This is a genomic window from Streptomyces montanisoli, from assembly GCF_017813245.1.
Taxonomy (GTDB): Bacteria; Actinomycetota; Actinomycetes; order Streptomycetales; family Streptomycetaceae; genus Streptomyces; species Streptomyces montanisoli.
This window is the reverse complement of record NZ_JAGIQL010000153.1, coordinates 1-14393: the sequence shown is the minus strand read 5'-3', so window position 1 is coordinate 14393 and position 14393 is coordinate 1. Positions and strand designations below refer to the sequence as shown.

The window sequence follows — 14393 nt, the reverse complement described above, 5'->3', positions numbered from 1 at the left end:
GTGCTGGGCCACGACCTGGTGCGACACCCCGAACGCGCCTCCCGCCTGATCGGCTACCTCGGGCAGGAGTCCAGCGCGCTCGACGAGCTGACCGTCGCGCTCGCCGCCGAGACCACCGGCAGGCTGCCGGGCCCCCAGGCCACCAGGCCCCCGGGCCGCCGGGCCGCCGGGAGCAGCGGACCACTCGGGCCCGCAGGACCGCTCCGCCCCAGGGCCGCTCAGACAGCTGGGTCACGGACGAAGCGGCCGCCGGGGCGCCTCGGGGGTGCCGGGCCGCCCGGTTGCCAGGCGGCGCCGGGACGCGCCGGAGGCGGGCGCCCCGCACGGCGCCCGCCTCCCTGTGGACCGGGGCCGGTCCGTCCGCGTCGGTGAGGGATGTCGCGGACGGGCCGGCCCCGGTGGCTCTCGTGTGCGGCGGGGAGTGGCCGGAGCCCGGGCGGTCGGTCGGGGGCCCGGGCTCCGCCCGGTCAGCCGGCCCGTTGCGCGTCCATCACCGCCGCGCGGCCCGCTTCCAGGCGGGCCACCGGGATGCGGAACGGGGAGCAGGACACGTAGTCGAGACCCACCTCGTGGAAGAAGTGCACGGACTCGGGGTCGCCGCCGTGCTCGCCGCAGATGCCGAGCTTCAGGCCCGGCCGGGTGGCGCGGCCGGCCTCCGCCGCGTTGCGCACCAGCGCGCCCACACCGTCGCGGTCGATGGTCTCGAACGGCGAGACGCCGAAGATGCCCTTCTCCAGGTAGGCGGTGAAGAAGCTGGCCTCCACGTCGTCGCGGCTGAAGCCCCACACCGTCTGCGTCAGGTCGTTCGTGCCGAACGAGAAGAACTCGGCGGCTTCCGCGATCTGAGCGGCCGTCAGCGCCGCGCGCGGCAGCTCGATCATCGTGCCGAGCGCCAGCTTCAGTTCGACACCCGTGGCCTGCTCGACCTCGGCGATGACGCGCTCGGCCTCGTCCCGCACGATCTCCAGCTCCTGCACGGTGCCGACCAGCGGGATCATCACCTCGGCGCGCGGGTCGCCCTTGGCGGCCTTGCGCTGCGCGGCGGCCTCGGCGATCGCCCGTACCTGCATGCCGAACAGGCCGGGTACGACCAGGCCGAGGCGCACGCCGCGCAGGCCGAGCATGGGGTTCTGCTCGTGCAGCTTGTGCACGGCCTGCAGCAGGCGCAGGTCGTTCTCGTGCGGGTCCTTGCGCGCCTCGGCGAGCGCGACCCGCACGGACAGCTCCGTGATGTCGGGCAGGAACTCGTGCAGCGGCGGGTCGAGCAGCCTGACGGTGACGGGCAGCCCGTCCATCGCCTCGAACAGCTCGACGAAGTCGGCCTTCTGCAGCGGCAGGAGGCCGCCGAGCGCCTGCTCGCGCTCCTCGTCGGTGTCCGCGAGGATCAGCCTCTCGACCATCTCGCGGCGCTCGCCGAGGAACATGTGCTCGGTGCGGCACAGGCCGATGCCCTGGGCGCCGAACCGCCGTGCGCGCAGCGCGTCCTCGGTGTTGTCGGCGTTGGCCCTGACGCGGAGCCTGCGCCTGCGGTCGGCGTAGGCCATCATGCGGTGCACGGACTCGACGAGTTCGTCGGCCTCCTCCGCTCCCGCGTGCATACGGCCCTCGAAGTACTCGACGACGGGCGAGGGCACGACGGGCACCTCGCCGAGGTACACCTTGCCGGTGGAGCCGTCGATGGAGATGACGTCGCCCTCCTCGACGACCTTCGAACCGACGCTCAGGCAGCGCTTCTTGGTGTCGACCTCCAGCTCCTCGGCGCCGCACACGCACGTCTTGCCCATGCCGCGCGCGACCACGGCCGCGTGGGAGGTCTTGCCGCCGCGCGAGGTGAGGATGCCCTCGGCGGCGATCATGCCCTCAAGGTCGTCCGGGTTGGTCTCGCGCCGTACGAGGATGACCTTCTCGCCGGAGCGCGACCACTTGATCGCGGTGTACGAGTCGAAGACGGCCTTGCCGACGGCGGCACCGGGTGACGCGGCGATGCCGCGGCCGAGCAGCTCGCGCTTGGCGTCGTCGTCGAAGCGCGGGAACATCAGCTGGGCCAGCTGCGCGCCGTTGACCCGGCGCAGCGCCTCGGCCTCGTCGATGAGGCCCTGGTCGACGAGTTGCGTCGCGATGCGGAAGGCCGCGCCCGCGGTGCGCTTGCCGACGCGTGTCTGGAGCATCCACAGCTTGCCGCGCTCGATGGTGAACTCGATGTCGCACAGGTCGAGGTAGTGGTTCTCCAGCGTCTCCATGATCTGCATCAGCTGGTCGTACGACGCCTTGTCGATGGTCTCGAGCTGCGCGAGCGGCACCGTGTTGCGGATGCCGGCCACGACGTCCTCGCCCTGCGCGTTCTGCAGGTAGTCCCCGTAGACGCCCTGGTGGCCGCTGGCGGGGTCGCGCGTGAAGGCGACACCGGTGCCGGAGTCGGGGCCGAGGTTGCCGAAGACCATCGCGACGATGTTGACCGCCGTGCCGAGGTCGCCCGGGATGCGTTCCTGGCGCCGGTAGAGCTTGGCGCGGTCGGTGTTCCAGGACTCGAACACGGAGCGCACGGCGAGGTCCATCTGCTCGCGCGGGTCCTGCGGGAAGTCGCGGCCCGCCTCGCGGGAGACGATCTTCTTGAAGACCGTGACCAGCTTCTTCAGGTCCGCCGCGTCGAGGTCGACGTCCGTCACGGCGCCCCGCGCGCGTTTCGCCTCGTCGAGCGCGTCCTCGAACAGCTCGCCCTCGACGCCGAGCACGGTCGTGCCGAACATCTGGATCAGGCGGCGGTAGGAGTCCCAGGCGAAGCGCTCGTCGCCGGCCTGCGCGGCGAGGCCCGCGACCGAATCGTCGGAGAGACCCACGTTGAGGACCGTGTCCATCATGCCGGGCATGGAGAACTTGGCGCCCGAGCGCACGGAGACGAGCAGCGGGTCGTCGCTCTGGCCGAGCTTCTTGCCCATCGTCTCCTCGAGCGCCGCGAGGTGCGCGCTCACCTCGCGGCGCAGCGTGCCGGGTTCGCTGCCGGAGTCCAGGTAGACCTTGCAGGCCTCGGTGGTGATGGTGAAGCCGGGCGGCACGGGCAGCTTGAGGTTGGTCATCTCGGCGAGGTTGGCCCCCTTGCCGCCGAGCAGCCCCTTCATGCCCTTGTTGCCCTCGGTGAAGTCGTAGACGTACTTCTCCACCTTTTCCACCTTCTCGGCCTTCGCCGGCTTCTTCTGCTTCGCCGGCCGATCCTTGATTTCCGACACGGGTCTCGACTCCTCGGGACGCGGTGGCTGCCCTGACGGCGAGGAACATACCCAGATCGAAGGCTTCCGGGGACGTCCACCTTTCTGTCATACGGCCATAACCACCCGTCCGCCACCGGATCGGAGGTGATCACCGCGAGGCCCGCTCCCTCCGGGCCCTTCAGGACGCGAAGGGGCGATGACCTCGCCATGACCTCGAACGCTCATGTGAGCAGTGACAACGACGTCTGAGTTCAGAGGTCGAACGCGGAAGCAGTGGCACTGGGTGCCACGTGTTCCGGAGTCGCAGGCGACCCATCAGCGCTCGTTTGAGCAAACTCCGCATCATGCGTGGCGAATATCACGCGCCCGATGGCCTGAAATCGGCGGCTGCCGGCACGGCTCGCGGCCTCAGCGGGCGGGGCCGTGCAGCGCCCTGTCCGGGGCGCCGAAGCGCTCGGAGGCCGAGTCGGCCTGGTGCCAGTGCGGGTAGATCAGGTCGGGCGCGCTGACCTTGTCGAGCCGGTCGACGTCCTCCCGCGAGAGCGCCACCTCGGCGGCGCCGAGGTTGTCGGCCAGCTGCTCGTCCTTGCGCGCGCCGATGACCAGGGACGTCACCCCCGGCTTGGCGAGCAGGTACGCGAGCGAGATCTGGGCGGGCGAGGCGCCGTGCGCGGACGCGATGTCCACGACCGTCTCGATGGTGTCGTACAGCTTCTCCTCGTCGCGTACGGGCGGCTCGCTCCACTCCGAGAGGTGCCTGCCCTCGCTCGCCTGCTGCCCGCGCCGGTACTTGCCGGACAGCAGGCCGCCGGCGAGCGGGCTCCAGACCATGATGCCGAGCCCCTGGTCGAGGGAGAGGGGGACGAGCTCGTACTCGGCGTCCCTCGACTCCAGCGAGTAGTAGATCTGGTTGCTGACGAAGCGCTGGTAGCCGTGGGCGTCCGCGACGGCCAGCGCCTTCATCAGCTGCCAGCCCGCGTAGTTGGAGACGCCGAGGTAGCGGACCTTCCCCGAGCGCACGAGCGTGTCGAGCGCCTCCAGGGTCTCCTCGAGCGGCGTCTGCCCGTCCCACTCGTGGACGTGGTAGATGTCCAGGTGGTCGGTGCCGAGGCGGCGCAGGCTGCGCTCCACCTGGTCCATGATGTGCAGCCGGGACAGGCCCTGGTCGTTGGGTCCTTCGCCCATCTTCATCCGGACCTTGGACGACAGCAGCAGCCGGTCGCGGCGGCCGGCGATCGCCTGCCCGACGATCTCCTCGGAGGCGCCGTCCGAGTACATGTTGGCGGTGTCGACGAGGTTCACGCCGGCGTCGAGGCACATGTCGATCTGGCGCTTGGCGCCCTCGACGTCGGTGGCGCCGAGTACGCCGAAGCCGCCCTTGCCGCCGAAGGTCATGGTGCCCATGGAGAGCGCGGAGACGCGCAGGCCGGACCTGCCGAGCTGCCTGTACTGCATCGTGGTCCCTCTCGATCGTGCGGAACGAGGGGCCGGAGGCGTCCGGTCCCCCCGGACGTCTACCACTCTGGACGGACGCGAACCGCCGCGGACCACGGGCCGGGGTCAGCCCCCGGAGGTGTCGAGCTCCGCGCCCGCGTCGACGGCCGCGTAGTCGTACGGGTCGCGCAGCCAGCCGTCCGGCAGGACCACGCGGTTGTTGCCCGACGAGCGGCCGCGCGGCCCGTCCGCGCCGGCCGGCCACGGCTGGTCCAGGTCGAGCCCGGCGATCAGCTCGTCGAGCTGCGCGAGCGACGACGTCACCGCGAGCTTCCTGCGCAGCTCGGAGCCGACGGAGAAGCCCTTCAGGTACCAGGCCACGTGCTTGCGGAAGTCGACGACGCCCCGCGACTCGTCCCCGAGCCACTCCCCCAGCAGCGTGGCATGGCGGTGCATGACGGCCGCGACCTCGCGCAGCGTGGGCCGCGTCGCCTCGCCCGTCCCCTCGAACCCGGCCACCAGGTCGGCGAAGAGCCAGGGCCGCCCCAGGCAGCCGCGGCCGACGACCACACCGTCGCACCCGGTCTCGCGCACCATCCGCAGCGCGTCCTCGGCCGACCAGATGTCGCCGTTGCCGAGTACGGGGATCTCCGGCACGTGCTCCTTGAGGCGGGCGATGGCGTCCCAGTCGGCCGTGCCGCCGTAGTGCTGGGCCGCCGTCCTGCCGTGCAGGGCGATCGCCGTGATGCCCTCGTCGACCGCGATGCGGCCGGCGTCGAGGCAGGTGAGGTGGTCGTCGTCGATGCCCTTGCGCATCTTCATCGTGACGGGCAGCGGACCGGCGCTCGCGACCGCCTCGTGCAGGATCGCGCGCAGCAGCGGCCGCTTGTAGGGAAGCGCGGAACCGCCGCCCTTGCGCGTCACCTTGGGCACGGGGCAGCCGAAGTTGAGGTCGATGTGGTCGGCGAGGTCCTCGTCGACGATCATGCGGACCGCCTTGCCGACGGTCACCGGGTCGACGCCGTAGAGCTGGATCGAGCGTGGCGTCTCGTCCGGGGTGAACCGGATCAGCCGCATGGTCTTGTCGTTGCGCTCGACCAGCGCGCGTGTGGTGATCATCTCACTGACGAAGAGCCCTTTGCCGCCCGTGAACTCCCGGCACAGGGTGCGGAAGGGGGCGTTGGTGATCCCCGCCATCGGCGCGAGGACCACGGGCGGGCTCACGGCGTGGGGGCCGATGGCCAGGGATGCGGCCGCTCCTGGCGCGGGTGCGGGCGCGGGTGCGGTGGGCGTCTGGCTGGTCATGCGCCCCATTGTCGCGTATCGCGCGGCGTACCCGGCCACGGGCGGTATACCGGCGGGCGCCCGAGGCGCCACGGGCTGGTGCGCGGGGCGCGAAAGAGGGTGGGTGGTACAACAAGGTTGTTAGTTTTGCGTACTATCGATGTATGCCCGAGCTCAGCCACAGACGGCGGATGCTGGTGCTCGCGATCTGCTGCCTGAGCCTGCTGATCGTGAGTCTCGACAACACCGTCCTCAATGTCGCCCTCCCCTCCATGCAGCGAGAACTCCACGCGGGCGTCTCAGGACTGCAGTGGACGATCGACGCCTACACCCTGGTGCTCGCCTCGCTGCTGATGCTCTCGGGCTCCACCGCCGACCGGATCGGACGGCGCCGGGTCTTCGCGACGGGCCTCGTGATCTTCACGCTCGGTTCTGTGCTCTGCTCACTCGCGCCCAATCTTGAGGCCCTGGTCGTCTTCCGTATGGTGCAGGCCGTCGGCGGGTCGATGCTCAACCCCGTGGCGATGTCGATCATCACCAACACGTTCACCGACCCTCGGGAGCGCGCCCGCGCCATCGGCGTGTGGGGCGGCGTCGTCGGCATCTCGATGGCGGCGGGCCCGCTGGTCGGCGGGTTGCTCGTGGACTCGGTCGGCTGGCGCTCGATCTTCTGGATCAACCTGCCGATCGGCCTGGCGGCGCTGCTGCTCACCCTGAGGTTCGTGCCGGAGTCGCGGGCGGCGAAGGCGCGCAGGCCGGACCCCGTGGGGCAGTTGCTGGTCATCGGCGTGCTGGGGTCCGTGACGTACACGATCATCGAGGTGCCGTCGGCCGGCTGGTCATCGCCGCTCATCATCGCCCTCGTCTGCGTCGCCGTGCTGAGCCTCGCCGCCCTGCTGCGCTACGAGCCGCGGCGCCACGAGCCCCTGATCGACCTGCGGTTCTTCCGCAGCGCGCCGTTCAGCGGCGCGACGGCGATCGCGGTGTGCGCGTTCGCGGCGCTCGGCGGCTTCCTCTTCGTCAACACGCTCTACCTGCAGGAGGCGCGCGGGCTCAGCGCCCTGCACGCCGGCCTCTACCTGCTGCCGATGGCGGCGGTGACGGCGGTCTGCGCGCCGCTGTCGGGCCGCCTCGTCGGCTCACGCGGCCCGCGGCCGTCGCTGGTGATCGCGGGGATCGGGATGACGCTGGGCGGCCTGCTGTTCACCGTCTTCGACGCGCAGGAGCACACCCCGCTGCTCTTCCTCTCGTACGTGACGTTCGGCATCGGGTTCGGCTGGGTGAACGCGCCGATCACCAACACCGCCGTCTCCGGCATGCCGCGCTCGCAGGCGGGCGTCGCGGCGGCCGTCGCGTCCACCAGCCGCCAGATCGGCTCGACGCTGGGCGTGGCCGTGCTCGGCGCGGTGCTGGGCGGCGGGGTCGCGGCATCGGCCGGACGCGGCCACGCGAGCGCCGCGTACCTGCGTGCCTTCACGGACGCGGCGCGGCCCGCCTGGTGGATCCTGACGGCCTGCGGCCTCGCGGTGCTGGTGCTGGGCATCGCGACGAGCGGCGACCTGGCCATGCGCAGCGCGGCACGCGCGGCGGCCCGCCTGGAAGTCGACACGGAGCCCACGCACACCCGCGCGGGGTCCGCGGCGTCCTGAGAGCGCGTCCGGGATCGGCTGCCAATCCGTCCGGTCGGCTACTGCCACCTCGAGTCGGTGCGCGACAGCGAGGTCAGGCCGGTCTGCCGTTGGGTGATGTGGTTGCCGGTGTCGATCAGCCCCACCGTGGGGTGCTTGATCGTCGGCAGGTCGTGCGCCGGCTTGCGCGTCGTCACCTTCACGGCGAGGTCGAGCCGGTCGCCCGCCTTGAGGTGCACCCGCGTTCTCCAGCGGGTTTCGAACAGCGACGCGGTCCTGCTGCTCGCCAGTTGCCGTACGCCCGCGTCGTGCGCCGTGTGGTTGAGCCGGGCGCCGGTGACGCTCACGTCGCGTACGACCTGGGGGTCGAGTGCGACGGAGAACGCCGCGGCCGCCGGGGCGGTGCCGGGTCCGACGTTGTGCAGGGTGATGCGGGCCGGGTAGTAGTACCAGCGCTTGCCGTCCGCCCACTCGTAGCGCTCCCACACGCCGCTGACCTCGATGCCCCACGGTGTGGCGACGCCTCCGAAGGCGGCGGGGCGGTGGGTCTTGAGGCTGTGCCGGCCGGTCGGCTTCCCGTTCTTGCGGGCCACGGCGGCGGTCGCGCCGACGGGTGCGACGACCAGGTCGAGCGGGTAGAGCACCGGGACGGCGGTCCCCACGACGACCACCGGTTCGCTGCCGCCGGGCAGCGCCTCGGTCAGGGTGACCGTGCAGGTCACCAGGGTCGTCTTGGGGTCGGTGGTGGTCTTGCTCGTGCTGTGCACCCGGTGGCGGCCGATGGTGGCCATGGCGGTGGGCAGCGGGGCGTACAGGCGGGGGTCGTAGGTGATCGCGACCTGCGTCCCCGCGGGGAGGTCGGTGCCGTCGTGTTTGACCTGGACGGCCAACTGCCTTGGGAAGGCGGCGGGTTGGACGCCGACCCCGGGCAGTACCACGACGGGGTTCGCGCCGACCGGGGCCAGTGTCACGTCACCGGTCGTGGCATCGGCGTACGCCGTGCCGCCGAAGCCGGCGACGTTGACGGCGCCGACGCCGAGCGTCAGGCCGCCGAGTACCAGCACCTGTCTGCGGCTGACCTTGGAGTTCATGGAAGTCATCTCGGCTCCTCGATGCCTCAGAGGGAACAGTTCTGGAGAACGGCGTCCCGGAACGCCGTCGCCACGGCGGAGATCGAGGCGTCGGACATCGACTGCGGGGTCGGGCACGTGACCGAACCGAACTGGTCGAGCCAGAAGGCCGCCCTGATGAGGTTGGTCTGGTCGTCGCCGCGGCCGATGGCGCTGATGGCGGCGTTCCCCAAGGTGTTCGGGTCGCTGTTGAAGCGGATCCGGTAGAAGTCCGTGCACCGCTTGCCGGACGACGCCACCGACGCGTAGTACGACTGGAAGCCCGTCGACAGCGGCTGCGACGAGCCCTGCTGGGCCGGGTGGCCGAGGACCCAGGCGTCCATGTTGGCGAGGAAGTCGCTGAGCGAGAAGAACGTGTTGTCGTCGCGGGTGAACATCTTGCCCATGGCGAAGTCGTAGGCCTGGTCGTCGGAGAGCCCGCTCTGGTGGAACTGCCCGAGGACGCTGACCAGGTCGCCGCCCCAGGATCCGAAGTCGGCCAGGTTGCAGCCGGTGAGGTCGGAGACGCGACCGTGGCTGACGACGGCGCCGAACGACGCGCCGAAGTGGTCGGGGTCGGAGTCCCACAGGTAGCTGGGATCGCGCAGAGGAGCGGCGAACGGCATGTCGGGATAGCCGTTGACGAAGTCGATGAAGCCCTGGTCGAGCGAGCCGAAGACGTCGTCGGCGAACGTCTGCTTGTTCAGCCCGTCGCGCACGCGCAGGTACTGCGAGACCAGCAGGGTCGCGGAACGGCTGTTGTTGCCCTGCGCGATCCACTGGCCTGCCCTGGCCTCCAGCCAGATCAGGTAGGTGTAGAAGCCGTCGTTGGGGTCGCGCGGCCGGGTCACGCTGTCCAGGCCGAGGTCCCGGCCTGAGGCGATATCGTTGTCGATCTCCACCGCGCCGCTGGTGCCCGAGGCCAGGGTGAAGTCCTTGATCTGGTCGAAGGCCCAGTTGTCCGGGAGCGGGTAGCCGAGGTTGCCGCTGTAGCCGGTGGACATGCCGCTGACGAAGCTGCGGTTGGTGAGGCCGGCTGCCGCGAGGCGGCTGCAGACGTTGCGGCACCCGTACACGCCGATCGTGTACGTCCCGATGATGGGCATCCCGGCGTTGATGCCCTTGAAGTGCGGGATGATCGCGCTGTCGATGTCCGCGTCGGTGGCGTCGAAGTCCACGGAGAAGTAGATGACCGTGCCGCCCGGGATGCCGAAACCCTCCGCCGCCTGGGACGCGGCCTGTGCGGCCGCGACGCCCTTGTCGTAGCCGAAGTCGCTCAGCTTGTTGCCCTCCTCCTGGTAGATCGGGAAGAAGGACATGCCGTTGTCGAAGATGAGCGCGATCTCGGAGTTGGTCAGCACCTTGCTGGTGCCGCCGGTGAGGTAGCGGCCGGCGATCGAGTACCCGTTGCTCTTCACCGTCTTGATCGTCGTGGGGTTCAGCGGGTACATGCAGTCGAACGCGGTGCCCTTGCGGTCCGGGTCGCCCGTCGACACCAGCAGCGACATCCACGTCTCGTAGTCGCCCGCGCCGTTGGCGTCGAGCGCGCAGAACTTCTGGAAGGCCGTCACCGTGGCCGCCAGGTCAGAGCCGTACGTCCCGCCGTTGTCCCCCCAGTGGTTGTCGTAGCCGTTGAAGGCGACGGCGCACTGGAAGAGCTGGACCCAATTGCCCGTCGAGCCGTTGGAGACGTACGCGGTCGTCTTCAGCGCCCCTTCGGTGGCCGGTCCGATGGTGCCGGTCACCTGGGAGTCCGTCAGGCCCATCTGGTACTGGATGCCCAGGACCAGGGACTGCTGGACGTTGCGCGAGAAGTGCCCGTCACACGGGCCGACGAAGAACTGGCCCCTGCTGTAGTACGCGTCGTTCAGCCACCGCTGGCAGGTCTGGATCATGTCCGAGCCGCCTGACGTCTGCACGTAGGCGTCCATGGACATCAGGGCCTTGAAGACCTTCGGATCCGCGTTGGCGATCAGGCCGTCGTAGTGCGACGCGATGCCCATGTCCGAGATCAGCGAGCCCAGTCCGCCACAGGTGTCCAGGCCGAAGGCGCCGTCGATCTCGCCGCCGCTGTAGCCCTTGCAGTAGAGGGCGGCCTCCACGATGGTCCGCATGTTCATGTTGCTGGCACTCGCGCCGACCGGGCCGTACGCCTGCAGGTCCGCCCAGGTGGTCGGGCCGAAGTTGTCGGACAGCGCGGTGATGCCGAGTTCGTGCTGGAGCGCCCGGGTGAGGCTGTAGATCGTGTCCCAGCCGGTCATCCCGTCCTCGGTGCACGGGTTGTACCCGGGCACGCCGGCGTACGTCGCGTTGACCCACTGCTGGGCCTTGAGCACCATCTGATCCATGAAGTGGCCCTCCCCCGTTGCCGGTCGGGCCGCATCCAGGCGGACCGATCTCCGGCTCGGCGCCGACTGTATGGCATTTCCGCGCCGCGTATGCCCCCGGCGGGGCAAGTACCGGTAAACAAACTGGCGTTGGCGCCGCCCGGACGACGGCACCGGGCCGTCATTCGCCCGCGGGGTCGTCCCGGTCCGCCCGCCAGATCCGGACCGCCTCGCCCGCGAGCGTCAGGATCAGCAGGACGAGGCAGCACCCGGCACCGAGCAGCCCGGCCGCGAGCAGGAAGAGTGGACGCGTGTCCATGCACGCGACGGCGGGTGAACAGCCGACGGTCCGCGGGTCCGCGGACGGCCCCATCGCATGCAGGCCGAGGACGGCGCAGAGCACGGAGACGACGGCCGCGGCCGACAGCAGGATCCAGCGGACCCGCCGGGTCCCCCACCACGACAGGATCCATGCCACGACGATCACCGCCGGCAGGACGAACACATAATCAGGGACTACGCCCACGCTGAATCGCTCCGCGACATCGAGGCACGGCCGGTGTGCCGTCGGTTGATGTGGTCGCCCAAGTGTGCGGCACGCGCGGTGCGCGCGTCAGACCTCGGCGAGGGCGCGTGCGCGCTCGTGCGACGGGTTGCGCTCGTGCGCCGCGCGGGCGCGGGTGCGGCGGGCGGCGAGGGCGCCGGCGTGCGCGTGCAGCCGCGTCAGCCGCTCGCGCGCGTCCTCGTCGGACGGTACGTAGCTGATCAGCACGTGGCCCGTCTGCGGGCCGAGCCACAGCGGGGTGTACTCGAGCCGCAGCCGACCCACGACGGCGTTGTCGAAGCGCTTCGTGAGGCCGGTGTTCGCGACCACCTCGTGGCGGTCCCACACCTTCCTGAAGTCCGGCGAGCCCGCGCGCAGACGGGCCAGCAGCGCCTTCCACGCCGGGTCGTTCAGGTGCTCCGCCATCGCGGCGCGGAATTTGGCCGCCATGGCGCGCAGCGCCTGCTCCGGGTCGGCGAGCGTGGAGCGCCAGCGCTCGTCGGTGAAGGCGAGCCACAGGCAGTTGCGGTCCTCGGGACGCAGCTCGTCGAGGTCGCGCATCAGCACACCGTAGGTGCTGTTGTACGCGAGGATGTCGTACCTGCTGTTCTGCACGCAGGCGGGGTACGGCTCCAGCTGCGCGAGCATGCCGCGCAGCGCGGGCGTCACCCGCGGGCACGGCCTCGTCGGGTCGGGGTCGACGGCGCCGCCCAGCGAGAAGAGGTGCGCGCGCTCCACCGGGTCGAGCAGCAGGGCCCGCGCCAGCGCGTCGAGCACCTGCGCCGAGACCTGGATGTCGCGCGCCTGCTCCAGCCACGTGTACCAGGTCACGCCCACCGCCGACAGGTGCGCGACCTCCTCGCGCCGCAGGCCCGGCGTGCGCCGCCTGGCGCCGCGTGCGAGGCCCACCTGCTCGGGCGTGATGCGCTCGCGGCGGCTGCGCAGGAACTCCGCGAGCTCCTTGCGCCGGATGTCCGGGGTCTGGTCGCCGTGCACCGCCGTCGTCGTCATGCGCCCAGTCTCCCGCCCGTCCCCCTTCTCCTCAAGCTGTTACCGGGTACTTCTTCTACCAGGATGAGGAGACTCTGGTACCAGTCTCAGGCGCGGGGGATCGTCGTTGCCATGACCAAGGCATCCCCATTCGCCGCCCCGAGGGCGGCAGGCGCCACCGCCATCGGGCAGCCGGCGAACCAGCGGCAGGCGACGGACTCGCGGCAGGCGGCCGGCCCGCAGCACCGCGACGCGGCGGTGGTGCATCACCACGGCGCGGTGCTCGGCCCGATCGGGCTGTTCACGGTGCTGCTCGGCGCGGCACTTCCGCTCATCGACTTCTTCATCGTCAACGTCGCCCTGCCCACCATCGAACGCGACCTCGACGCGAGCGCCGCCCTGCTCGAACTCGTCGTCGCCGGGTACGGCCTCAGCTACGCGGTCCTGCTCGTGCTCGGCGGCCGCCTCGGCGACATCTTCGGCCGCCGCAGGCTGTTCATCGCCGGCATGGCCGCCTTCGGCCTCACCTCGCTCGCCTGCGGCCTCGCGCCCGACGCGTGGTCGCTGGTCGCCGCGCGGGTGGCGCAGGGCGCCGCGTCGGCGCTGATGCTGCCGCAGGTGCTCGCCACCATCCACTCCTCGACCACCGGGCACCGGCGCGCCCGCGCCCAGTCGATGTACGGCGCGACGGCCGGCCTCGCGATGGTCGCCGGCCAGATACTCGGCGGCGTGCTGGTCTCGGCGGACGTCGCGGGCTCGGGCTGGCGGTCGATCTTCCTCGTGAACGTGCCGGTCGCGCTCGCCGGACTCGTCCTCGCCGTGCGCACCGTGCCGGAGACGCGCTCCCAGGCGCCCGCGCCGATCGACGTGCCGGGCACCGTGCTGCTCGCCGCCGCGCTCTCGTCGCTGCTCGCGCCGCTCACGGAGGGCCGTGCGGCGGGCTGGCCGCTGTGGACGTGGGTGTCGCTCGCCGCGTTCCCGTTCCTCGCGTACGCGCTGTACCGGGTGGAGCGGCGCGCCGACCGCGAGGGCCGCACGCCGCTGGTGCCGCCGAGCCTGTTCGAGCTGGTGTCGCTGCGCCGCGGGCTGCTTCTGATCCTGCCGTTCTCGATCGGCTTCGGCGGCTTCATGTTCGTCCTGGCCGTCGCGCTCCAGCAGGGCCTCGGCATGGGGGCGGTCGCGGCGGGCGTGGCGCTCGCACCGCTCGCGGTGACGTTCTTCGCCGCGTCGCTCGCCGGCCCGCGGCTGATCCGCAGGTACGGCAGCAGGATCGTGGCGGCCGGCGCCGTGGTGCAGGCCGTGGGCCTCGCGCTCATGGCGTACGCGGTGTGGCACGACTGGCCGTCCGTGGGCATGCTCGCGCTGCTGCCGGGCACGGCGCTCGCCGGGTTCGGCCAGGGGCTGCAACTGCCCGTGGTGTACCGGATCGTGCTGTCGGACGTGCCCGGGGAGCGCGCGGGCGTGGGCAGCGGCGTGATGATGACGACGCAGCAGTCGGCGCTCGCGCTGGGCGTGGCCACGCTCGGGTCGCTGTTCCTGACGCTCGCCGGTACGGGGACGGCGGACATGGGCCACGCGCTGGCCGTGACGCTCCTGACGCAGCTGGGCCTTGTGGTGCTGACGGTGGCCCTGGCGCTGCGGCTGCCCCGCAGGATCTCGTAGGCGCCTTGCCCTTCGGGGGGGGCGGCACGGCCCCTGACGGGGGTGAGGTACTCGCGGACCGGGACCGCGGGCGGCTCGCGCCCGGGACCGTTCCGGCCCGACGATCCGTGCGGCGCGTGTCCGCCGCGTCGCCCGCCCCGGGCCCGGGCAACGGGCGTGCGGCCCTCTTGGCGCCGCGCGATCCGCGTAGCGCGGGTCCGCTGCCCGTC

9 protein-coding genes and 1 pseudogene are annotated in these 14393 nt (G+C 71.3%); 3 read left to right on the top strand and 7 right to left on the bottom strand.

The features are described 5' to 3' along the window. Positions 1 to 132 (top strand): annotated as a pseudogene (locus JFN87_RS26795) (ABC transporter ATP-binding protein); the annotation flags it as partial. 335 nt (positions 133 to 467) lie between these two features. Here JFN87_RS26795 and ppdK read toward each other — a convergent pair. From ppdK to dusB, 3 genes are all read right to left on the bottom strand, one after another. Then, positions 468 to 3116, bottom strand: coding sequence for a pyruvate, phosphate dikinase (ppdK, locus tag JFN87_RS26790; protein ID WP_245181815.1), 2649 nt, complete (start codon positions 3114 to 3116; stop codon positions 468 to 470). Between the two features lie 498 nt (positions 3117 to 3614). Next, a complete protein-coding gene (locus JFN87_RS26785; protein WP_209343980.1) occupies positions 3615 to 4661 on the bottom strand; it encodes an aldo/keto reductase in 1047 nt (348 codons plus the stop codon). A 105-nt stretch (positions 4662 to 4766) separates the two neighbouring features. Then, positions 4767 to 5945 (bottom strand): tRNA dihydrouridine synthase DusB, encoded by a 1179-nt coding sequence (gene dusB / locus JFN87_RS26780; protein WP_209343978.1) that lies wholly within the window; start codon positions 5943 to 5945, stop codon positions 4767 to 4769. A 143-nt stretch (positions 5946 to 6088) separates the two neighbouring features. On the opposite strand from dusB, the gene JFN87_RS26775 reads away from it, so the two are divergent. Continuing rightward, the gene (locus JFN87_RS26775; protein WP_209343976.1) at positions 6089 to 7573 is read left to right on the top strand and encodes an MFS transporter; all 1485 of its coding nucleotides are present in this window, start codon (positions 6089 to 6091) and stop codon (positions 7571 to 7573) included. Between the two features lie 38 nt (positions 7574 to 7611). On the opposite strand, the gene JFN87_RS26770 is transcribed toward JFN87_RS26775, so the two are convergent. The 4 genes from JFN87_RS26770 to JFN87_RS26755 form a co-directional block, all read right to left on the bottom strand. Beyond that, positions 7612 to 8652 (bottom strand): hypothetical protein, encoded by a 1041-nt coding sequence (locus JFN87_RS26770; RefSeq protein WP_209343974.1) that lies wholly within the window; start codon positions 8650 to 8652, stop codon positions 7612 to 7614. Between the two features lie 17 nt (positions 8653 to 8669). Next, entirely contained in the window at positions 8670 to 11009 is a 2340-nt protein-coding gene (locus JFN87_RS26765) for a glycoside hydrolase domain-containing protein (RefSeq protein WP_209343972.1), read from the bottom strand. A 160-nt stretch (positions 11010 to 11169) separates the two neighbouring features. Continuing rightward, entirely contained in the window at positions 11170 to 11514 is a 345-nt protein-coding gene (locus JFN87_RS26760) for a hypothetical protein (RefSeq protein ID WP_209343970.1), read from the bottom strand. An 87-nt stretch (positions 11515 to 11601) separates the two neighbouring features. Then, positions 11602 to 12543: an MmyB family transcriptional regulator gene (locus JFN87_RS26755; RefSeq protein ID WP_209343968.1), complete on the bottom strand. Its 942-nt coding sequence runs from the start codon at positions 12541 to 12543 to the stop codon at positions 11602 to 11604. A gap of 111 nt (positions 12544 to 12654) precedes the next feature. Between JFN87_RS26755 and JFN87_RS26750 the strand changes: the two genes are divergently transcribed. Then, positions 12655 to 14184 (top strand): MFS transporter, encoded by a 1530-nt coding sequence (locus JFN87_RS26750; RefSeq protein WP_209343966.1) that lies wholly within the window; start codon positions 12655 to 12657, stop codon positions 14182 to 14184. Positions 14185 to 14393: the final 209 nt, after the last annotated feature.